This is a genomic window from Actinophytocola sp. (assembly GCF_035942955.1).
Lineage (GTDB): Bacteria > Actinomycetota > Actinomycetes > Mycobacteriales > Pseudonocardiaceae > DASYTH01.
Genome location: NZ_DASZCQ010000030.1, coordinates 37,141 through 58,476 on the forward strand (window position 1 = coordinate 37,141; position 21,336 = coordinate 58,476).

The 21,336-nt window shown below is 67.4% G+C and carries 15 protein-coding genes and 1 pseudogene; 5 read left to right on the forward strand and 11 right to left on the reverse strand.

The window, feature by feature from the left end; translation table 11 throughout:
* Positions 1-25: 25 nt before the first annotated feature.
* Positions 26-1,927 carry an asparagine synthase (glutamine-hydrolyzing) gene (gene asnB / locus VGX25_RS02420; protein WP_326915878.1) on the reverse strand — a complete coding sequence of 634 codons (1,902 nt, stop codon included), beginning with the start codon at positions 1,925-1,927 and terminating at the stop codon, positions 26-28.
* A gap of 13 nt (positions 1,928-1,940) precedes the next feature.
* Positions 1,941-3,020, reverse strand: a complete 1,080-nt coding sequence (locus VGX25_RS02425) for a hypothetical protein (protein WP_326915879.1) — start codon at positions 3,018-3,020, stop codon at positions 1,941-1,943.
* Positions 3,021-3,261: 241 nt separating this feature from the next.
* Here VGX25_RS02425 and VGX25_RS02430 point away from each other — a divergent pair, with 241 nt between their 5' ends.
* Positions 3,262-4,524, forward strand: a complete 1,263-nt coding sequence (locus VGX25_RS02430) for a glycosyltransferase 87 family protein (protein WP_326915880.1) — start codon at positions 3,262-3,264, stop codon at positions 4,522-4,524.
* Here VGX25_RS02430 and VGX25_RS02435 read toward each other — a convergent pair.
* Positions 4,481-4,999, reverse strand: a complete 519-nt coding sequence (locus VGX25_RS02435) for a nucleoside 2-deoxyribosyltransferase (protein ID WP_326915881.1) — start codon at positions 4,997-4,999, stop codon at positions 4,481-4,483. The two genes, VGX25_RS02430 and VGX25_RS02435, sit on opposite strands and share 44 nt — an antisense overlap.
* A gap of 116 nt (positions 5,000-5,115) precedes the next feature.
* On the opposite strand from VGX25_RS02435, the gene VGX25_RS02440 reads away from it, so the two are divergent.
* Together VGX25_RS02440 and VGX25_RS02445 are read left to right on the forward strand one after the other, a co-directional pair.
* Positions 5,116-6,360, forward strand: coding sequence for an MFS transporter (locus VGX25_RS02440; RefSeq protein ID WP_326915883.1), 1,245 nt, complete (start codon positions 5,116-5,118; stop codon positions 6,358-6,360).
* The gene (locus VGX25_RS02445; protein WP_326915885.1) at positions 6,357-7,751 is read left to right on the forward strand and encodes a cation:proton antiporter; all 1,395 of its coding nucleotides are present in this window, start codon (positions 6,357-6,359) and stop codon (positions 7,749-7,751) included. The genes VGX25_RS02440 and VGX25_RS02445 overlap by 4 nt, the downstream gene beginning before the upstream one ends.
* Before the next feature lie 6 nt (positions 7,752-7,757).
* Here the strand turns inward: VGX25_RS02445 and VGX25_RS02450 are convergent, their stop codons facing one another.
* The 8 genes and pseudogenes from VGX25_RS02450 to VGX25_RS02485 all read right to left on the reverse strand — a co-directional run bounded on the left by VGX25_RS02450 (position 7,758) and on the right by VGX25_RS02485 (position 17,594).
* On the reverse strand, positions 7,758-8,057 hold the full coding sequence (locus tag VGX25_RS02450; RefSeq protein WP_326915886.1) for a hypothetical protein: 300 nt from the start codon (positions 8,055-8,057) through the stop codon (positions 7,758-7,760).
* Between the two features lie 65 nt (positions 8,058-8,122).
* Positions 8,123-9,148 carry a non-reducing end alpha-L-arabinofuranosidase family hydrolase gene (locus tag VGX25_RS02455; RefSeq protein ID WP_326915888.1) on the reverse strand — a complete coding sequence of 342 codons (1,026 nt, stop codon included), beginning with the start codon at positions 9,146-9,148 and terminating at the stop codon, positions 8,123-8,125.
* Between the two features lie 457 nt (positions 9,149-9,605).
* Entirely contained in the window at positions 9,606-10,874 is a 1,269-nt protein-coding gene (locus VGX25_RS02460) for a cellulose binding domain-containing protein (RefSeq protein WP_326915889.1), read from the reverse strand.
* On the reverse strand, positions 10,874-12,256 hold the full coding sequence (locus VGX25_RS02465; protein ID WP_326915891.1) for a glycoside hydrolase family 43 protein: 1,383 nt from the start codon (positions 12,254-12,256) through the stop codon (positions 10,874-10,876). Before VGX25_RS02465 ends, VGX25_RS02460 begins: the two co-directional genes overlap by 1 nt.
* Before the next feature lie 17 nt (positions 12,257-12,273).
* Positions 12,274-12,525, reverse strand: coding sequence for a ricin-type beta-trefoil lectin domain protein (locus VGX25_RS02470; protein ID WP_326915892.1), 252 nt, complete (start codon positions 12,523-12,525; stop codon positions 12,274-12,276).
* A gap of 473 nt (positions 12,526-12,998) precedes the next feature.
* A complete protein-coding gene (locus VGX25_RS02475) occupies positions 12,999-13,355 on the reverse strand; it encodes a hypothetical protein (RefSeq protein ID WP_326915893.1) in 357 nt (118 codons plus the stop codon).
* A 39-nt stretch (positions 13,356-13,394) separates the two neighbouring features.
* Positions 13,395-14,756, reverse strand: a complete 1,362-nt coding sequence (locus tag VGX25_RS02480) for an alpha/beta hydrolase (protein WP_326915894.1) — start codon at positions 14,754-14,756, stop codon at positions 13,395-13,397.
* A 2,461-nt stretch (positions 14,757-17,217) separates the two neighbouring features.
* Positions 17,218-17,594: pseudogene (locus VGX25_RS02485) on the reverse strand (transposase).
* Between the two features lie 1,540 nt (positions 17,595-19,134).
* Here VGX25_RS02485 and VGX25_RS02490 point away from each other — a divergent pair.
* A complete protein-coding gene (locus VGX25_RS02490) occupies positions 19,135-19,695 on the forward strand; it encodes a response regulator transcription factor (protein ID WP_326915914.1) in 561 nt (186 codons plus the stop codon).
* Between the two features lie 798 nt (positions 19,696-20,493).
* Positions 20,494-21,321 (forward strand): SAM-dependent methyltransferase, encoded by an 828-nt coding sequence (locus VGX25_RS02495; protein ID WP_326915896.1) that lies wholly within the window; start codon positions 20,494-20,496, stop codon positions 21,319-21,321.
* Positions 21,322-21,336 lie beyond the last annotated feature (15 nt).

Here is a 21,336-nt window from a genome sequence, read left to right on the forward strand (position 1 = left end):
GCCCATTGTCGCTGGTTCCCTTTCCTCAACGAATGAAGAGATCGTGCAGGATGTGCAGACCGAGCAGGTGGTTGCACACCTTGTCGATCTCGTTTCCGCTCGCGTTGTCCTGCGGACGTGTGGCCGAGTCCAGGAACTCGTGTGTCCGCTGTGGATCGACCAGGCCGGCCTCCTCGATGCGCCTGGTCGTCAGATAGTGCCGGGCCAGGCGCATGAGCTCGCGGCTGCGGTCGCCGGTGCGGTGCGCGGGTGGCGCCATGAACGCGAACTTCCGCCGCCGGTAGAGGTAGTCCGGCAGGACGAACCGAAGGGCCTCGCGCAGCACCCATTTCTCCCGGCCGTTCCGGATCCGCAACTCCGGGGGAATCCGGGCCGCCACCTCCGCGACCCGGTGATCAAGGAAGACCGGCCGGCTCTCCACCGCGTTGGCCATGTCGACCCGGTCGCCACCCCAGCTCAGGATCTGGCCGTCCAGCATGGTCTTGATCCAGGTGTACTGGGCGACGTCGAGGCGCTGCCGGCCCTCGATCATCGTGCGGTCCAGGCTCTCGGCGACGGCCGCCAGCGGGTCGTAGTCGCCGAGCTCGGCGGACAGGCCGGCGGCCAGCAGCGGCCGCACTCGCTCCCAAGTGGACACCCACGGCTGCACCCAACCCGGCGTGAAGCCACAGATCCGCTCGAACGCGGGGTGCCGGTAGGCCCGGGTGGGCAGGATCGCGCCGGCGAACAGGTTGTCGGCCTCGGCGTTGCGCACGGCCGCCGAGCCCTGGTCGATGGCGAACGCGGGGTATCCGGCGAACAGCTCGTCCGCCCCCTCGCCGGAGATGACCGCCCGGGTGCCCTGCGCCCGAGCGAACGCGCTGAGCTGCATTTTCGCGATGCCCAGGGTGTTGTAGAAGGTTCGTTCGCTGTGCCACACACCCTTGACGTAGTTGTCGCCGTACAGGTCGTCGTCGGTGATGTGGCGCGTCGTCAGCTCGACGTCGGCGTCCCCGGCCACCCGCTTCGCGATTCCCGACTCGTCGTAGGCGGGATCGGCGAACCCGAGGGTGAACACCCGGGGCCGGTCCTGGCGCAGGCTCACCGCGAGGCCGAGCAGCCCACCGCTGTCCATGCCGCCGGACAGATACACCCCGACCGGCACGTCGGCCGCGGTGCGCACGGCGAGCGCGTCGACGACCACGTCCCGGATCGCCTCGCGGCACTCGTCCGGATCGCTGCGGCCGCGGCCATCGGCCGGCGGGAAGCGCATGTCCCAATACCGGTGGCCGCGGGCGACGAGCCCGCGCCGCCCGCGATCCACCACGACGACATGGCCGGCCGGCACCGAGTTGACCGTCTCGAACGCGCTTGTCCCGGGGACCATCACCTGCACGAGCTGGTTGACCGCGGCCCGGCGGCACAGCCGGCGCGGCACGCCGGGATGCGACAGCAGCGCCTTGGCCTCCGAGGCCCAGGCCACCAGCCGGGGAGTCGCGTGGTAGTACAGCGGGCGCACCCCGAACCGGTCGCGCACCAGGACGAGCCGGTTGGTGGTCCGGTCGAACAGCGCGATCGCGAACTCGCCGCGCAGGTGCTCGACGAACCCCAGCCCGTGCCGCCGGTACAGCGCGAGCACCAGCTCGCTGTCCGACTTCGTCGCGAAGCGCTCGCCGTGCGCGGTCAGCCGCGCCCGCATGCGCTGGAAGTCGTAGATCTCGCCGACGACGGTCACCACCTGGCGCCGGTCCGCCGAGCTCAGCGGTTGGGCGCCGGTCGGGCTCAGATCGTTGATCGCCAGCCGGACCTGCCCCATCGCCACACCGGCCGCCGGGTCGACGAGCTGCCCCCGGCCGTCCGGACCGCGGTGCGCCTGCCGGCTCAGCATCCGGTCGAGCAGCCGACCCGCGCCCGGCTCGAGCCGTTCGCCGGTCAGGAAACCCGCCATGCCGCACATCGCGCTATCCGGCTTTCCGCGTGTCCGGCGCGTCCTCGAGCCGGGACGCACCACGGAGGACTCCCCGCAGCCGGCCGGTGAGCGCAAGCAGCAAGGCCTGCCGCACGAACACCGCTCCGTTGGCCTGGTCGAAATACAGGTTGTGCGGGGTGTCGTCGAGGCTCGGGCTCAGCTCGTCATGTCGGGCCAACGGATGCAGGATGACGGTGTCCGGTTTCATCGGTGTCGTGCGGTCGACGCGAACCGTCGAGCCCACCACCTCGTACCGCTGCCCGACCGGCACCAGCGCGTTCTGGTAGATGACGTCGAAATCGGACACGTGCTCGGCGAACAGCGGGGTGCACCGGTACGGCCACCCGGCGCGCTCTATGGCCGCCACCAGGCCGGCGTCCAGGGGCTCGAGCGCATCCGACACGATCGTCAGGTCGCCAACCGCGTGGGGAAAGCATGCGGTCCCCAGCAACAGAAAGCTGCGCATGGACCGCATGAGGCGCGGGGTGCCGAGCATGGCCAGCGAGATCCGCCGGTCCGGCCGCGGGTTCGCGGCGCCGAGCTCGTTGCGCCACTTGAGCAGCGCGTACCAGTCGGCCATCGCCTGGGTGGGGTGCTCGTCGCAGCCGTTGCCGCCGTTGATCAACGGCACGTCCAGGCCGGCCCGGATCTCCTCGACGGACCGCTCCGAGCTGTGCCGCAATACCACGACGTCGGCGTAGGAGCTGAACATGACGCCGGTGTCGGCGAGGCTCTCTCCCTTGTGGACACCGGTGAAGTGGGCGTCCGGGACGCTGACGACCGATCCGCCGAGCCGGTGCGCCGCACTTTCGAAGGACAGGCGGGTGCGTGTGCTCGGCTCGAAGAACACGGTCAGCAGGATCTTTCCGGTCAGCGCCGCCCCCGCCCGGAGGACATTCGTCTGCAGGCTTGCCGCCACCTGAAAGAGATCTAGAAGCTCGCTACGCGAGATGTCGAGCGCGGATACAATTGATGCGCGCTCGAGCCGGTCGAGGGACTTTACCTGCTCGTCGCGCAGCGCGAGCGGAGCCGGGTCCGGCACAAGCCGGCCCGTTTCCAACGAGCGGCTCAAGTCTGGTAGGCGATGCACAGCCACGCCGGCTCCAATAACAGGTATCGCGCAGATCATCTGGCGCCCAACAATGGCACACGCGCCCCGCCGTGACAACGTCGGCGATACTCGCGCGGCGTGTTCAACTGTGCGGAACAAACGGTTATACACCGTGGCGCACCTACTCCGGCACGAGCGACGCACGACCGGCACACAATACAATTGCTCAGATCAATTTCTGGCCAAGATCGGGAGAGCTACATTGACCGCAGGACCGCAGCAATCGGCGAAGGTGCACGTCGACGACGGTATCGCGCGCACCTCCGCGGAGAAGCCGCTGATGAGCGCACTGCGTTGGCTGCCGCTTGCCGTCGTCGGCGCGATCGCCATTGCGCTGGTGGAGCGCGCGATACACGGGGCCTGGCCATTTTGGATGGAGGACTTCGATGTCCAGCGAATGGCCGCCGCCGCGGCGCTGCACGGCGACGCCCTGTACCACGCGCCGGAACCGAGAACCGGGCTGTTCTACACGCACACGCCCTTCGCGGCGTTGCTGTTCATCCCATTCGCCCTCGTCCCGGCGACCCTTGCCGGGATCGCCTGGTACGCGGTCGAGGCGCTGTTCCTCGAGTTGGCCGTCTGGATCATGCTCGGCGTGGTCGGCGTTCGGCGGGCGGGCCGTCGGGCCGGGCTGACCCTCGGCATCACGCTCGGCGCGCTCCTGCTCGACCCGATCGACTACGACCTGCGGCTCGGCCAACCCCACCTGATGCTGATGGTGCTGGTGCTGGCCGATTTCGTGTACGGCGCCGGTCGTCGCTGGCACGGCGTGGGCATCGGCCTGGCCGCGGGAGTCAAGCTCGTTCCGTTGATCTTCATTCTGTACCTGTTGCTCACCCGCCGGATCCGCGCGGCGATCACCGCGGCCGGCACGTTCCTGCTCACCGTGGCCGTCGGTTTCGCGTTCCTGCCAGGGGACTCCGTCGAGTACTTCGGCCGCGGCACGGCGCTCAACCTGCCCCGGATCGGCCTTCCCCAGCTTCCGTTCGACCAGTCGTTGCGCGGGGTGCTCGCCCGGTTGGGGCTCACCGGCAGCCCGGTCAGCCCGGTGTGGCTGGTGACGGCCCTGCTCGTGGTGGCGGCGGGCCTGCTGATCGCCGTCCGGCTGTACCAGGCGGGTGAACGGACGTGGGCCGTGCTCGCCTGCGGCCTGACCAGCGTGCTGGTCTCGCCCGTCTCGTGGGAGCACTACTGGGTGTGGGTGCTGCCCATCATGATCATGCTGGGCGCCCAGGCGGTGCGCCATCGCTCGGTGTTCCCGGCCGTCCTGGTCGTCCTCCTCGCCGCGGCCTTCGGCCCACGGTGGCTGCACTGGTTCGCACCGGTCGACGCCGCGATCGAGCTGCGGCTCAACCCGCTCCAGCAGCTGGCCGCGGCCGTCTTCCCACTGGCCGGGCTGATCCTCCTGCTGGTCCTGGCGATCACGGTTCGGCGGCGGCGACTCGGTGCGCCGAGGCCGGGCTGACGGCCCCGCCGCGCCGGGCGAGCACCCGCGGCACCGCGACCTCGAGCTGGCCGACGATGTCCATCGGATCGGTGAACCAGACGAGCTCCACGTTGGCGACCGTCTCCAGGCCGGTGACGAGAAACGCGTGGCTGGCGTCGTGTTCGAGCAGCAGCACCATCGGCTTGCCGAGGGCGCTGGCCCAGCCGATCTCCACGTGGGTGCCCGGTGACGGCGGCACCCCGGGCAGGGCGACGAACAGGTCGGCCTGCCTGATCTCGGTGAAGTCGAGCCGGGTGGCCTCCGGCGGGGTCAGCAGGCGCGCTCCCCAGGCCTCGCGGCGGTGCGCGTTGTACACGGTGGCGCCGTGCCGTTCGAAGTATTCGATCAGCGTGGTGAAGCGGGCCTTGTCCCGGTCGGACATCAGGCCGGTGCTCGGATCAAGAAGCTGGTACATCGGGCCGCCGACGAATACCGAATTCAGGTTCGTGAACATGTGTCCCCTTCGGGTGAGATGTGGCAGCCACATTGTCTTCGACCGGATGTGGATGTCAAAAATTCAGAATGACGCGCGGCATGTGGCATGATGGTCGGCGAATTGGAGGGACCCGAATGACCACGCCTGCCAAGGCCAGCAGTGGCGGCGCCGTTCTCGTCGGCGCGCTCGTCATTGATTCCGTCGGCACCGGTCTGTTCCTGCCCCTGTCGCTGATCTACTTCGTCCGGCTCACCGACGTCGGGCTCGGGCTGCTCGGCGTCCTGATCAGCATTGCCGGCGCGGTCGCGTTTCCGATGCCGATTTGGGCCGGCGCTCTTGCCGACCGTTTCGGCGCATTCCCGGTGGTCGTCGCGGCCCAACTCATGCAAGCCCTCGGCTATCTGGCTTACGCGTGGGTCGGCGAGCCGGTCGGCATCTTTCTCGCCACCTGCCTGGTCACCATCGGCATGCGGTTCTTCTGGTCCACCGTCTTCACGGCGGTCGTCGACTTCGCCGACGGCAGCGCCTCGGGCATGTCGAAGGATTCCTGGCTCGCCGTGGCGAACACCGCCCGAAACGGCGGTCTCGCCCTCGGCGGGCTGATCACCGGGGCCGTCGTCGCCGGCGGCGAGGTCACCGCCTACCGCGCCATCGCGTACTGCGTTGCGGGCTGTTTCGGGCTGGCCGCCGCCGCGATCGCGCTGTTCGTCAGGGCGCCGCGGCGTCCGGTATCCGACGCCGACGAACCCGGCGCCGGGTACCGGACGCTGCTGCGCGACCGCCCCTTCCTCATGCTGATCGGCATCAACACCGCGTTCGCGATGACCAGCATGATGCTCGCGCTCGGCCTCCCGACGCTCGTGCTGATCGGCTTGCACGGACCGGCCTGGCTGGCGTCCGCCGTGCTGGTCGGAAACACCGTGTTGATCACGGTGCTGGCCACCCCGGTGGTGAAACGCCTTGCGCCCTACCGGCGGACCAGGGTCATCATGGCCGCGGCGGCGCTGTGGGCCGGCTGGAGCTTCCTGTTCGCCGTTCTCCTTCCCGGCGAGCACATCTGGGTCATCCCGGTGCTGATCGCGGCGACCGTGCTGTTCACGGTGGCCGAGGTCATGCACGCCCCGGTCTCGATGGCCCTTGTGGCCGTGATCGCACCGATCTCGGTGCGGGGCCGCTACCTTGCGACGTTCCAGTACTCCTTCGCGCTGGCCCAGGTGATCGCGCCGGCCTACTTCACCACCCTGTTCGAGATCCACCGCGCGCTGCCGTGGGTCGGTCTCGGCCTGATCAACTGCCTCAGCATCCTGGCCATGCTCGGGTGGGAGCGAAGAGTGCCGGCCTCGGCCCGGCCGGCGGAGACAGTCGGGGAGCGGCGGTGACCAACGGCGAGTTGTTGCACCTGTTCACCGCCCTGGCGACGCTGCTCGTCACGGTGCACCTGGTCGGCGCTCTTTCGGTGCGGCTGCGCCAACCCAGGGTCGCAGGCGAGCTCGTCGGCGGGTTGCTGCTCGGTCCGACCGTGCTCGGCGCCGTGGCGCCCCGGCTGCAGGAGACGCTGTTTCCCGGCAGCGGGCCGGTGGGCGACACGTTGAGCGCCGTGCAGGGCATCGGTCTGCTGATGTTGATGTTCTTCGCCGGCGCCGAGGTCCGCCGGCTGCTTCCGCGCGACGACCGGCGGGTCGTCACCTGGATCGTGCTGGCCGGCCTGCTGATCCCGTTCGCCGTCGGCCTGCTCGTGGTTCGCCTGCTCGGCGCGGGGGCGCTCCTCGGTCCGGCCGACAGCGTGCCCGCCCTGACGCTCGTCACCGCCAGCGCCATCGCGGTCACCAGCATTCCGGTGATCTCACGGATCATGATCGACCTCGGCATCATCCATACCTCGTTCGCCGCGATCGTGCTGTCCACGGCGGTGGCCGAGGACGTCGTGCTCTACGTGGTGATCGCCGTCGCGCTCGGCCTGGCCCAGGTGCCGGGGCACGCCGCGACCGGGCTGCCCGACCTGCTCGGCGTCACCTCGACGGGGTGGCTGTCGGCCTACTACGTGCTCACGACGCTCACCCTCTTCGCGGTCGTGCTGGCGGTCGCTCCCACCGTGGGCCGCCGGTTCGCGCGCCGGCTGCTGCCGAAGGTCGGCACGCCCATCGGCTCCACCATCACCTGCGTGCTGCTGACACTGGGCTGCGGCGCCGGCGCGGCCGTCCTCGGCGTGCAGCCCATGTTCGGCGCGTTCCTCGCCGGGGTGCTGCTCGCCCACGTCGACACCGAGTCCGGCGTTTCCCTCACCGACGGTTGCCGGTCGTTCTCCTTCGCGTTCTTCCTGCCGGTCTACTTCGGCGCCGTCGGGCTCGGCCTGGATCTGTCCCGCAACCTGCTGCTCGGGTTCACCTGCGCATTGCTCGCGATCGCCTGCCTGGTGAAGGTGAGCAGCGTCTATCTGGGCGCCCGCCTCGGTGGTGAGCGCGGTGGCCCGGCCCTCAACCTGGCGATCGCACTCAACGCGCGGGGCGGGCCCGGTATCGCCCTTGCCGGCCTGGCCCTGTCCAGCGGAATCGTGAACGAGCAGCTGTACACCTCCATGATCATGCTCGCCGTGTGCACCTCGCTCATGGCCGGCGCCTGGCTGCGCATGGTCGTGGATCGCGGCCACCCGCTGCGCCGAGCCGCCGAGCCCCACGAGCCGACCGCGCGCCGGCCGACCTGGCTGCGGGTCGGCCGGGTCGTCCGGTTACCCGGCATCCGCCGCGCCCGGCAACGCGGTGAGGCGGCATGAGAGGGGCTATCGCCGAGCCGGGGCGTGGGTTTGGTACATCCGGATGGCGACGACGATTCCGGAGGCTGCGGTGATCGCGGCGACGACCCACCCGGCGGCGCGCAGGCCCCACAGGTCGCCGACGACGCCGGAGACCTCGGTCTGACCACCGCCTCGGCGCACCTGCAGACCCACAAGCGGGCCAACCTGGGCGCCGAGACCGAGCATCGAATCATTCACCGGCGACAACGCCACGATCGCCGCCGCCGCCAGCTGGCGGCCGCTCGCCCCGACCCAGGACGACCTCGCCCGGACCGGCCTGCGCAAGTTCAGGGCGACGCTGGGCGCCGCCGGCCAAACGATCCGAGTCCCGCGAACCGGGTAGCCCGCGTTCAGCAGGCGGGGTTGGTGTGGGTGGCCAGGGCCAGGCGCCAGGGCAGTTGGGAGTACTCGCCGCCGGCGGCGGGGTCCAGCCCTTGGTAGAGGAGTTGGATGTGGCAGGGGTCGATGGTCATGGTCTGGTCGATTCCGGTGCGGATCAGCTCGCCGTGGCTGATGTCCTGGGTCCAGGCGCCGTCGGGGAAGGTGACGTTGTTGCTGCGGGCGAAGGGGTTGGCCTCGGTGTCGGCCAATGGCCGCCACTGGCCGGTGAGGCCCTGCGCAGTGAAGGAGCGGTACCACCGCCGGCCGTCGCTGCCGATGGCCTCCATGATCAGCAGGTAGGTGTTGGTGCCGGCGATGCGGTAGACGGCCTCGCCCTCGAACAGGTCGAACCGGTCGTCCTGCAGCACGATCTGGGTGTTGTGGAAGCCGTTGGGGAAGGCCGCCACGGTGGTTTCGGCCCGGTAGAGGTGGCCGTTGTCGTCGGCGGAGAACAGGTAGCAGCGGCGGTCGTCGCAGACGACCCAGAAGTCCAGCCAGAAGCCGTTGCCGATGTTGTCCTCGATGATCTTCGGCATCCGGTCCATGAAGTTGCGGGGGGCCGACCAGCTCCGCGGGTTGGTGGGGTCGGTGGTGGTGGAGAACGAGGGCAGACCGGTCTGGTAGACCAGGTACCACTCGTCGCGCGGGGCGAAGTAGAACGCGTGCGGCGCGGCGCGATAGCCCGGGCCGATGGCGGAGACGGTCTCCAGGTGGGCCTGCGGGGCGGCGGCGGCCGCCGACCAGTCGGTGAAGCTGGTGTAGGCCAGGCTCCAGTCCCCCGAGGTGTCGGCCGTGGTCATGAACACCAGCCACCGGTCGTGGTACCGGACCACGCTGGGATCCTTGACCGAGACGATGTCGTGGCCGGCGTCCGGCTTGGGCGCGATCAGCGGGCCGGTGGACGACCACTGGAAGCTGCCCGGCAAGTGGTGGCCGGGGGATGACTCGGCGGGTGTGGTGAACAGCGTCAGCACCAGCCCGAGGAGGACGGCCACGGCCAACAGCTTGGGACGGAGGCGATGTGCGGTGGGGAACATGAAGTGTGTACTCCCTTGACGACTCGGCACGGCTGAAGGACAAGAGGACCGTGACGGCAGAACCTGCCGGCAGATCCGCACGGTCTTCGGGGCAGACCACCGCGGCGGTACCATTCGGCCAGAGTCTGCATACGGCGACCGGACATCAAGTCACCCACATCCGTTACCTGCCAACGATAAGCACCGGAAACGTGAGCCGCAGGTCGCCGACCGGCCGGTAGGCCAACGGGCCGGCCGGATTCCCGAGCATCGGTTGGCCAGGTTCCGCGCCTGCGCCCACTGGTCGGCGAACACCAGCCGCCGCAGCTCCGGCGGGGATCCCGCGCCCCGCGGGTTGCTGTCGTCGTGCGGGCCACCTGCCTGCGCCATACTTGATCACTTGTCGTCGCGTCAAGATCCGACATCTTGATCCCGATCAGGCGGTGGCGCAGGCCGCGCCGTTGAGGGTGAACGAGGAGGGCTCGGCGGTGTTGCCGGTGTGGGTGGCCTGGAAGCCGATGCTGACCGACGCGTTGGGGGCGATGTCGGCGTTGTAGGACACGTTTCTGGCCGTCACCTGCCCGGAAGTCGGGGCGTAGCCGGCGTTCCAGCCGGAGGTGATGGTCTGGCCGCCGGGCAGGGTGAAGACCAGCGACCAGCCACTGATCGCGGTGGTTCCGGTGTTGGTGATGGTGATGTTCGAGGTCAGGCCGGTGTTCCAGGCGTCGACGGTGTCGGTGACCCGGCAGGTGCCGTTCCCCGGCGGTGGTGGCGGCGGGGTGGTGTCGAACTGCGTGAAGAACCGCCAGGTTTCTGCCGGGACCCAGGTCCGGGAGCCGTTGATACCGGGCACCCCGTCCGCCGGAGCGGGGTTGTGATCTTCATCGAACGCCGCCCACACCACCGGAAAACCGGCTCGGCAGGAGTAGGCCGTCACGATGTGCGTCAGGCTGCCCGGGCTCGGCTCGCGCGGGCTCTGGGCGGTGCAGCCGTTGTTCCTGACGAACGTGTCGCGCAGCGACCGTCCCAAGGAGATATTGAGCACCGAGTCCCTGATGCCGTGCACCCCGAGGTAGGGGACGGGCGTGGTGCCGCCGCTGCACCCGCTGAGCTGTGCGCCGGACAGGACCGCGACCGCACGGAAAACGGTCGGCCGGGCACACGCGAGGGCGTAGGACATGGCGCCGCCGAAGCTCCAACCCGTGGCGAAACGCTGGGTCGTGTCGACACAGAGATCCGTCTCGATCCGCCTGAGCATGTCGTCGACGAAGGTGACGTCCTCCCCGCCGGTGTTGGCCCAGCCGTTGTTGAGACCCTGGGGCGCCACGAAAATGGTGCTGTTGTTGGACAGTCGCAGCAGTCCGTAATAGGCCCACACATCCCGCAGCACGGTCTGGCCCGTGGCGACATCGACCGCGGTGCCGTTCAACCAGTGAAACCCGAAGATCAACCGGTACGGGCGGTTGTTGTCGTAGTTGTCGGGAATCCTCAGGATGAAGGTCCGATTCCGGCCGCTGCTCTGAATCGTGTGCGTACCGCTGGTCAGTGTCGGGCTCCTGCCGCATCCGGGAGTCGCCGCGGCGGCACGGGCATCCGGGGTTCCCAGGGTTGTGCCGACGCCACTGCCGCTGGCCGGGCCAGCCGTGGACAGGACAAGCAGGGCCGCGACCGCGACCGGCACGAAGAACGATTTATGCCTCAGCATCACGCAACTCCCGAGAATTGCCACCAGTTGACATTGAGTAGGAAGCCGGTTCCGCCGGCGAACCTGAGGTACAGGTCGTGTGTTCCCGTTGGCCGGTTCACCGAGCACGAGACCGTCGTCCAGGTCTGCCAACCACCGGTACCCGGGACGGCGCACGTTCCCACCAGCGGGCCGTTGACGTTGTCCAGCCGAACCTCGATCCTTCCGCCACTGGTTGCCGAGGCCACCCGTGCGGTGAAGGACGCCGCGCCGGCGCCGAACGCGGCCCCCTTGACCTTGATCCAGTCCCCGTTCTCGATCCATCCGACGTTCATGCCGCCTTCGCTGGAACGTTCCGTCTCGACGCCGGACGCCCAGGCGATCGTTTCGGCCTCCTGGCGCACGTACGGGTTCAGGGTGCCCACCTGGGGCGGACCGGCCGTGGTCATGTTGATCGTCGGGAACGTGCCGTTGGCGTTGTAGGTGAACCGCTCCACGGCGACCGAGCGGGTGAAGCCGCCGCCGCCCGGCAACGCGCCATTGTGGTAGAAGAAGTAGGAACCGCCGTTGAAGTCGATCACGCCCGGGTGGTTGGTGAAGCTGCTGCCTTGCGTTGGCATGATCGTGCCCCGGAAGGTCCATGGTCCGGTCGGGCCGGGGGCCGTCGAATAGGCGATGAACTCCGAGCAACACCTCGCCGCGAACACCAGGTAGTACAACCCGTTGCGCTTGTAGACCCAGGGCCCCTCCTCGTAGAGGGTCGGACGGTTCGGATCCCCGGTGCGGGTGCCGAACCCCGCGGTGGTGAGGGGGATCTGGGTCGGGCCGCCGGAGAAGGAGATCATGTCGGGGTTCAACCGCACGAACCACAGGTTCGGATTGCCCCAGTACAGATAGGCCTGCCCGTTGTCGTCGATGAAGACCGCGGGGTCGATCTCACCGTTTGCCACCAACGGACGGCCGAGTGCGTCGCGGAAGGGCCCGGTGGGACTGCTCGACACCGCGACCCCGATGGCCATCGCGCCGGTCGACCGCTGCCGCACCGGAACGTACCAGTAGAACTGGCCGTTCCTGGCGACGACGTGGCCCGCCCACGCGTTGGCGTCCGCCCACGCGAAGCTGGCCAGGTTCAGCGGGGAGCCATCGTCGGTCCAGTTCACCATGTCGGCGGACGACCACACCCGCCACTCCCGCATGGTGAAGAACGTCGAGCCGTCTTCGTCATGTCCCGTATAGAGATACACCCGACCGTTGACCACCAGCGGCGCCGGATCGGCGGTATAGATGGTTTGAATGATCGGGTTGTCCGCCTTGGCTACGGCCGGAAACAGTGCCAGCACAAGCAGACCAACGGCCAGAAGTGGGAACCTCACGAGGGCGAACAATCGTCGACCGATGATCATCGTGTTGTCCTTCCGGTTCAGGCGCGGACCCACGTCTGGTTGGATGGCTGTGGCAGGCCCCAGATGATCACGGTTGATCCGTTCGCCGTTCCCGCCTGATTGACGTCCAGGCACAGTCCTGAACCGGCGTTGCGGATCGACCCGTTGGAGTTGGCGGTCCACCTCTGGTTGTTCCGGCCGTTGCACGGCCAGGTCACCACGCGGGTGCTGCTGCTGCGACGGAAGTTGAGGACCGACGCCCAGACCCCCCGCACGTGACGACCAGACACCGCAAACCCCCGACGTCGAAGCCACCCTTCTGGGAGCGCTCCCAGAGTGGTTCGATATTCCGAACACCGTTTGGCAGATCGGACGTCCCCTCACGGTAGCCACGCGAGTTGTCACGGTCAACACCCGCGAAGGAGGTCCGCGATCTCGCTCCGCGCTCCAGATTCGACGGCTGTTCCCGAAAGACCTTTCGACCTCCGGCGATATGCCGATCACAAAGCCCCGAAAGCGTTTTCGGGGCTTCCCTGCGCCGAAAGGTTTCTTGGATCCGTCGCGACCGGCGTATGTCCGGAAATGATCTTGGCGTCACCGGCGGAGCCAACGGGCGCTTCTGCGTACGTTCAACCGCCGGCGCGCACCAGCCGCACCGTGCGAGTCTGTCCATTGTGGACCCACAGGCATTCGCATGGCGGCTGTGTGGGTAGTCCACCGGCGGCGCTACCGAGCGGTCGGCCGTACTCTAGCGGCACCCTCCTCACGTCGCGATGCCCGTCAGGCGAGAACGTTGGACTGGTCGTTGGCGCTGGCGGTCCAGGTGTCGGCGCGGTGACGCAGTCCTGCGGCGCGTCGACGTACTCGGCGAAGCGGAGTGTGCCCACAGCGCGGAACCGGCTGCTGATGTCGTCGGCCAGGTCGGTGAAACCGCTGCGGCGCAACCAATCCTCGAGAGCACGGTGGCCGGGCCGGGGTGTCGATCGTGGCGCCGGGCCTGCTTGGGCTTCGCGAGCAGCTCGTCGAACTCCGCAAGCGTGGCCGGCGGAGCCGTCATCCCGATCCGCTCGGCGAGCGTCTTGTTGTAGAGCACACCGGTCACACCGAAGTTCAGGCCCATCGCGGACAGCGAGCCCGGCCCCCTGGGATGAAGGGTCCCTCATCGCACCGGTGCGGGGCGGTCGCCGAGGAACTCCGGTGGGTGGAACCTGATGAACGCGGCCGGGCCGAGGCCGAGCGAATCGGCGAGGGCTTGCATCCGGTGCGGGTCGGCCAGTCCGTCCCAGCGCCCGGTGTCGATGCGCCTGTCCATGGTGACCACCGCCGCGACCAGCTCGGCGGTCGTGAAGGCGCAGTGTCCCGCGTGGTCGGCGTACGCCTGCCGCAGCAGCGCGCCGGAACCGCTGGCGTGAACGTCGTCGGCGTATTCCTCCTCGTGCTGCACCGGGACAAGGCCGTCGTCGGTGGTGTGCAGGGTGAGGACCGGCATGTCCAACCGTCCGGTCAGGGTGGAGGTGTCGAGCATCCAGCGGTAGGCCGCGGGGTCGGCCGTCACGTCCGCCGTATGCGTGAGCAGGTTCAGGTCCGCGTGCAGATCGGCACCTGCCCGGTGGTACAGCTGCGCCACCTGGGCAAGGAGCCCCGACTCGGCCAGTTGCCGCCGGTAGTTCACGCCCGTGTTCCAGGTGGGGTTGCCGCCGGCGCTCTGCTCCATGTCGAAGCGGCCGAGCACGATGAACGGCAGGATCGCGCGCAAGTTCTGATACCGGCCTACCTGCTGCGCCTCGATGTCGCCGGGTGCCGGCTTCGGCTGCCCCGCGACCCACGCCGGCTCCTGGAACAAGGCCGTGATCAACGCGATCCGAGCACGGCCTTCCGGGCTGGCCTGCGCCTGATCGAGCGCGGCCACCATCCGACCCGCGGTAGCGAAGGCCTCGGCGGGGTCGGCGAAGTGGACCAGTTTCACCTGCTGCCCGGCCAGGAGCAGTTGCGCGAGCGCGTGCGACCCGTCCAGCTGGTAGTTGTGCAGGTCGATCCCGCCGCCCATCAGGCCGCAGGTGGCGACCGCGCCATCGAGCCGCCGGCCGCCGCGTTCGGCGAGCTGCCCGGTGATCATGCCGCCGAACGACGTGCCGAGCGCGACGGCGCGGCGGGGCCGGCCGATCAACGCGGTGACCGCTTGCAGGGTGTCGAGCTGGTCGCGGGCCGCGGTGTCGGTGACCCACCCCGGGCGGGAGTACGACGAGCCGGCCAGCGCGTAGCCGCGAGCCAGCAGGGCCTCGGCATTGGCCGGATCCGGGCTGTTGACCGGCGGGTTCGCCGGGCCGGGGTTGTAGCCATGGCTGTAGAGCAGCAGCGTGCCGTTCCAGTTCGCCGGCACGTCGGCGATCCAGGTCGCGCCGTTCGGCAGGACCCCGTCGTACCGGGTTGCCGGCGCGGCCTGCGCCGTGGTGGGCACCAGTCCCAGCACGGCCAGCCAGACGATCATGGTGGTGGCGAGCAGCCGTCGGGCGGTCCTCATGATGCTCCGCCCCCTTCGTAGCGGGAATGCGAGCCTTGACGTGAGCTGAGCGGATCACAGAGTACGCGCCAACACGATTAAGCATCATTCGCAACGAAGCGGACCGCCATACGACGATCCGTCAGCACGGCGTTGACCCCGCCGATCGCCAGGCCGACCGCGAGCGTGGCGGGGACGGCCCACTGCCGGGAGGAAGATCGACTTGCGGTGGTCCTCGTGTAGGCGCACATCGGCGACCTGACCAGTCTGGTCGCCTGACCCAGCAACGAGTCTCTACCGAACCCGGGCGGTTCAAAGAGCACGTGGGGCGTGCTTCCGGACCAGCAGGCGGTAGGTGAACGCCAGCTCCCGCCGTCGCGGCCGACCGGATCGTGCTTGCCGTAGCTCAGGTGCGCGTCCAGCTCACCTGCAGCGAGGACTCTGAGGCAGGAGCCACGGCTCGGCAAGCCAGCCGCGGCCAACCGACCCGGATTGACCACCAGCCCGGTCGTCGGCCACGATCAACACCCGGCCCGCGACCGGATACAACCCGGTCCCATGCTCATGGCAAACCGATGGTCCCATCAGGCTGGCAGGCGACCCGCCCGGATCGGGGCTGCTGGTCGAGAGATGATCTTTTTGTGCCACTGACGGTAGCAAGTCGTCAGGCTGCGTCACCTAATCAGGTGAATTTACTCGATCGTGCTACCTGGGCAAACACTGTGTCGGTGCTGGTGGTCGACGGCATAGAGGGCATTCAGCCGAGTTGAGGCGCGGAGTTCTCACGTGTTACACATACCACCGCATCGTCGAGAGGCGGTGCCAATACTCCGATTCCACCACGGTAATCCTGTAGCGGATTGCTGACGCCTGTGAGAATGCTCAATGCCAGCTGTCACAATAGCAACAGTTGGTTCGATCCAACCGGCACGATGACGATCGGATGATCCACGCGAAGACAGATAGCATCCGTACCAGAATTGGAATGATAAGGCGGCACGCTTATCGCTCAGCCTCCGTGCGGGCGCCATCCCGTAGGGGCGAAGGCCAGCAACCTTCATACCCACATGCGACGACAGCGATACCAGCGTTGCCTGCATAGGCTGCGCCGACCCACCCCGGTACTCGGCCAGCAGAGACGTGACCGGCTCCGCACTCCTGCCGGTCCACCCGTTGTGGCCCCCGCTCGCACCGGTCACCCCGTCGGACGGGGGCCACAACACCTCCCGCTTGGCCTCAGCGAGCATGGAAGGCGAACAACATATGGTGCGCCCTAGACATCGCCCACAACAGCACACCGCCGCCGAGATTCCACACTCGTTCGAGGTGCTCTGTTTCGCCGTGACAGCCCGGCAGACACTGACCACTGCCCTACACAACACCAAGAGCCTTCAAGCGCCCGCCCCACCACCCCGCACGCCTACGCCGTCCTGCTCACCCAATGGCCCGGCCGGCAAACCCGAACCGAATAGAACAACGCCCGCTGCGTCATCACCCTGGCCGCGCAGACGAGCCACCCACCCGTGTCACCGATAAGGCGGCTGTCCTGCCTTCCCCGCTCTCGACAACCCGCCACAGCACGGCCCAGCCATACAGGTTCGACCTCGACGACGGCCTCCACGAGTTGATGATCAAGACTGATTCACCGTCGCCACCACTACCGGACACGCTGTCCTCAGTGTTGCTGGTCGACAACCATTCCCGATGGCGGTGGTTGATAGCTCTCCAACTCGTCCAGATGGGCGTGACACAGTCCACCAGACCGCCACCATCACCCAGGCCCGAGCACACGCGCTGGCCACCGGCACCCCGCGATCTGGCGATCCTTCACCTCGACTCCCCGACGGCAGCGGGATCGACCTGATCACCGAACCGCGCCGCCACCCACCGCCACCCCAGATCGCCACACCCCGACAACGACCACCACAACTGACGCCCGGCCGCCTCAGATGCCGGCCGGTATTGATTCGGGCAGCTTTCTGTGACGAACTTGTTCAATAACCCTTTCCAGAGCTACTTCTGGTCAATCTTCTACCAGCTAAAATTCAGCAGGCAGCCGCCTTGAGTCCGCGGCCATACAAGATACCGACACCTGAGCTGATCACGCGACTACGCCGTCTCCACTCCCCCGCCGGCGCATCCCGGCAGCGAGTTAAACGGGCTTGGTCGGCGTTGGACTACGCTGGCCACGCAGGGTCATCGACTGAGAGAATCGTGGATGCCGATTCTATGCCTACCACAGTGTGCCCTCGTTTCGTCCGTCGAGGGAGGTGACAGCGGACATGACCCCGGATGCGCAAGGACACCGCACTCATCTCGAAAAGGATGTGTGACGGGGTCGGTCTTCCCTCTGGTCACGATCACTGCCTGTCCCTCGGCGTTCTTATTGTGCCCCTGCCAGTCCTCACCGAGCACTCTACCGATGACATTCAGCAATGGTAGCCAGACCACCGGTAGGCGCGTCGCGGTGAATACTCCACGTTCAGGCGAATCCGAATTCCCGGATGGGCCTCATGATACGGCACCACATCCTGATCGGTGATCGTGCTGATGCTAGCTTGGACACCTGCGCCCCGTTCACCTCGGCCAGGTGTGCGCTGATCTCGCCTTGCGTGAGCCCTTTGGCCGAAAGCGACAGCACCATGTCATCCACCCCGGACAAGCGGCGCTGCCGCTTGCCGACCGGCTGCGGGGTGAACTACCGTCCCGGTCCCGCGGCACCTCCAGCTCGACCGGCCCGACCTCGGTCAGCACCGTCTTGGCCCGCTTGCCGTTTGCGGGAGTTCCCGCCGTTGCGTTCGGCCGGGTCGTGCTTGCCGTAGCCTCATCCAGCTCGCCCTCGAGCGCGGACTCGAACACCCACTTGGTAGTCGGTTACCAACCCGCCCTCACCGGTCATCTGCAAGCCCTCGGCCGAACCCACCCGGCCAACTCCCGGACCCCCGCTCATCCACCGGCTCCGCCGGCGCGTCTGGGCCCGTCCCTCGTCAGTCACGATTTACTCCCTACTTTGGACAGTTACGCGGTCGAGATTGCAGTCCCTCGTATAGGTCTCCCGCCGATCCGTTCGTCTGCCCGCGTGATGGGCGTCGTTGCGGTTCTACCCCATGGTCGCCCCAGGCGCTGGAACCAATGCGAAAGGCGGTGCAGTGTTCGACCATCCACCGGTACGCTCGGACGGGGGTCACGATAGAGGCGGCGGGATGGTGATTGATCCCCTTGTCGCCGCGCGAGTCTCCTGCTCGAGACGGGATCCCGCCATGCCACCGAAAGTTGGGCACCTGCCGGGCTGTGTCACCTATTCAGGTGAAGCTGGCCCGATCGTGTCACCTGGGCAAACACTGGATCGTCGCTGGTAACCGCCGCGTGAGAGCGGTTCCACCAGTTTGAGACGCCGAGTTGCCGCGTGTTACACATATGGTCACCTCGGTGAGGCACGGGCGCCGATACCGCGATTCCATCCGCATTGCTTCTCGGACGGGCCGGTGGCGCGCATAGAATACCTCGCTCTGCGACAGTCTCAGTTCAGGAACGATGTGAGATGCACAAAAGTAGGCGCTTCGGGATACCGGTAAGTGTCGGATTCGTGGTGCCGGTCCTGATAGGTGCGTGTGACGGCGAATGCGAGGCTGCGCAGCAAACCTACCCCAGACGGTGGACCAGCGGTGTTTGGCCCCGCTTGCCAATTCGACGACCTATGCACTGTCACCACCGCAAAAATTGATCAGGCGGTAACACAGTCCCCGGCCAGGCATCCCGGCCGACTCCGATCCCTATCCACCTGGACCTGACCGGCTAAGCCCCCCTCAGGCCGGTCAACCCGTTGTGGCCCCCGCCCCGTTCCGCCCTCCCCGGCGGGGCGGGGGCCACAACACCTCCTGCACAGTCTGGACGAGCATTGAAGGTGAACAAGATCGTGCGCCCTGGGCATACACCACAACTGCACACCACTGCCGGGATTCCTCACTCGTTCGAGGTGTTCTACGCCGCGACCGTGCGCAGGACATTGACCACCGCCATACAGAAGACCGACGAGCCCACGATTGCGCGTCGCGCCACCCAAGACGCCTATGCCGTCATGCTCACGCAGTGGCCTGATCGGCAGTCGCGACCCCAACGGGACAACGCTCGCTCCGTGGTCACCCTCGCTGCCCAGACAGCCGCGGACCTGCATCACCGACAGGGCCGATCCACTGCCTCGCCCACACGTGATGACCGCGGTAAACCACCCGACGGCACCCAGGTCGAGCCCCATTGGTTCGACATCCGGGACGGACTCCAAGAACTGGTAGCCAGAATTGACTCACCGTCACCACCACTGCCGGACGCCCTGGCCTCGGTACTACTGATCGACAACCATCCCCGCTGGCGGCAGGCCATAGCTGCCCGGCTCATCCAGCTGGGAGCGCGCACCATCCACGAGGTCGCCACGCTGGCCGGGGCCAGAGCTCGCGCACTGGCCACCGGTCCGCGTGACCTGGCGATTCTCGACCTCGAACTCCCCGACGGCGACGGCATCGGCCTCATCACCGAACTGCGCCGCCGCGGCTGGCCACGGATCGTCGTGCTCACCTCTACCGACGACCCCGACACCGCGCACGCGGCCCTGCAAGCAGGCGCGCAAGCCTACCTACTCAAACCGGGATCCCTCCCGATCACCATCGACAACCCCCGCCCCGTGTCCGAGGGCGACCTCTACGCCGATCGGACCATCATGCCGGCCATCGCCATCGCCACCCAAGTCTCCACCCCCTACCACAACGCCCACCAGCTGACCGCCCGACAACTCCAGGTACTCCAACTCGTCGCCGACGGCCAATCCAACAAAGAGATCGGCCGCGCCCTGAACCTATCCCCACTAACAGTCAAAACACACCTATCACACATCGGCGCAAAACTAGGTCTCAGCGACCGCGTACAAATGGTCGCCCAAGCCATACGAGCCGGCCTCATCCACTAGAACTCACCACCAACCACTAATATTGTGCGACAAGGACCCGCGAGGCGTAACCCGATCAACCATGGAACACCCTCCGGAAGACCCGGGCCTGCGGTCTCAGGCAGCGCACTTGCTGGTCGCCACGACGCCGGCGACTGAGTTCATTGCTTGGCCAACAATGATCCGGTCGGCAGCGAGGGTCAGTCGAGTTGTGCGCGAGGTCTGGCACATCGTCGGATGACCTCGGCCGTACGTGTCAAGGTGCAAGACCTTGCCACTGATGCTACTGACCACCCTTCAGTGAGGAGGCCACGCCATCAACGGTTATCCTATCACCCTGTTCGTCGGCCACCTCTACCAGCGGGTAGTTCGGGGCGAACTCGTCCCCGCCGGCGAACTCCATGCGAGTAGGAACGGGACAACTTCGCTATGCGAACGAACACTGGTCGGCAAGGTCTATCCATGGAATGAGCAGCCGTCCGGCAAGCGAATCTGCACGATCTGCCGGTCACGGATACATGCGTTGGGTATTCCATGGTGAAAGGGGTCTCGACCAAGTCGCCAGGATGGTCCAGTTTCCTTCCAAGACCGTGCTGGCCGGCCAGATGCTCCTACACGTTGATCCGCAACAGCAAAGCGAGTACGGGCTGGGCCTACTACTTGTGTTGCGCACCAACCGGAACAACTGACGAGTGGCGGTCATGATTACCCACGTCTACCTCGCGGTCGCCGCCGGACGACCCAACCACGAAGTCGCCTGGAGTACTAGGATCCAACCATGGGTCGGCAACGTCACGCGCTTCGCGGCTGAGAGGACCGATGACTGAGGAAACGCCCAGCGTGGCCAGGGTCTACGATTATTACCTTGGCGGCACGGCTCACCGCGCGGTCGACCGGCAGTTCGGTGATGTGGTGTTGGCAGCTTTCCCGTCAGTGCGTTCCATCGCGAGGGCGAACCGAATTTTCCTGCACCGCGCCGTTCGTCGTCTGGTGCGGCTCGGCGTACGGCAGTTCGTCGATATCGGGTCCGGGCTGCCCACCATGGGCAGCACTCACGCGGTGGCCGACGAGGTCGCCCCCGGTGCCGCCACGGTGGTTTACGTGGACAATGACCCCGAGGTGGTTGCCCATTCCCGGGCGATTATCGCGGCTGACGGTGAACCCGGTCGGCACGCGGCCATCCATGGAGATCTCCGCGATCCCGGCCGGTTGTGGCGCGCTATTGACGACACTGGTCTCATCGCTGCGGCGCGGCCCGTCGGCCTGCTCATGATCGCTGTGCTGCACCTGCGCCAGCTCGACGCCAACGGTGTCGACATCGGATCCCAGGCCGTTGCACGTTTCCGTGAGCTGCTGCCCAACGGTTCGTATCTTGCCCTCTCGCATGCCACCAAGGACGGCGTGCCCGATCACGTCAAGGCCGGGCTTGCCGACACCAGCCGGGCCTACCTGACCAACCGCAGCCCAGCGATCTGGCGGACCCGGGCCGAGATCGCCGGTCTTTTTGGCGACTTCGAACTCGTCGAGCCGGGTATCACATGGACCCCGTTGTGGCACCCGGAGGAAACCGGGCCAGGAACACCGGAGATCACCTTCGGCACGCCCGCCGAGGCTGCCGTGTTGGCCGGTCTCGGCCGCAAGTCGTGACATAATGGTCGACGT

Excerpts from the sequence above, each read along its gene's own strand:
- asnB (WP_326915878.1), bottom strand. The coding sequence starts at position 1,927 with ATGGCGGGTTTCCTGACCGGCGAACGGCTCGAGCCGGGCGCGGGTCGG.
- VGX25_RS02435 (WP_326915881.1), bottom strand. The coding sequence starts at position 4,999 with ATGTTCACGAACCTGAATTCGGTATTCGTCGGCGGCCCGATGTACCAG.
- VGX25_RS02440 (WP_326915883.1), top strand. The coding sequence starts at position 5,116 with ATGACCACGCCTGCCAAGGCCAGCAGTGGCGGCGCCGTTCTCGTCGGC.
- VGX25_RS02460 (WP_326915889.1), bottom strand. The coding sequence starts at position 10,874 with ATGCTGAGGCATAAATCGTTCTTCGTGCCGGTCGCGGTCGCGGCCCTG.
- VGX25_RS02465 (WP_326915891.1), bottom strand. The coding sequence starts at position 12,256 with ATGATCATCGGTCGACGATTGTTCGCCCTCGTGAGGTTCCCACTTCTG.
- VGX25_RS02475 (WP_326915893.1), bottom strand. The coding sequence starts at position 13,355 with ATGGGCCTGAACTTCGGTGTGACCGGTGTGCTCTACAACAAGACGCTC.
- VGX25_RS02480 (WP_326915894.1), bottom strand. The coding sequence starts at position 14,756 with ATGAGGACCGCCCGACGGCTGCTCGCCACCACCATGATCGTCTGGCTG.
- VGX25_RS02495 (WP_326915896.1), top strand. The coding sequence starts at position 20,494 with ATGACTGAGGAAACGCCCAGCGTGGCCAGGGTCTACGATTATTACCTT.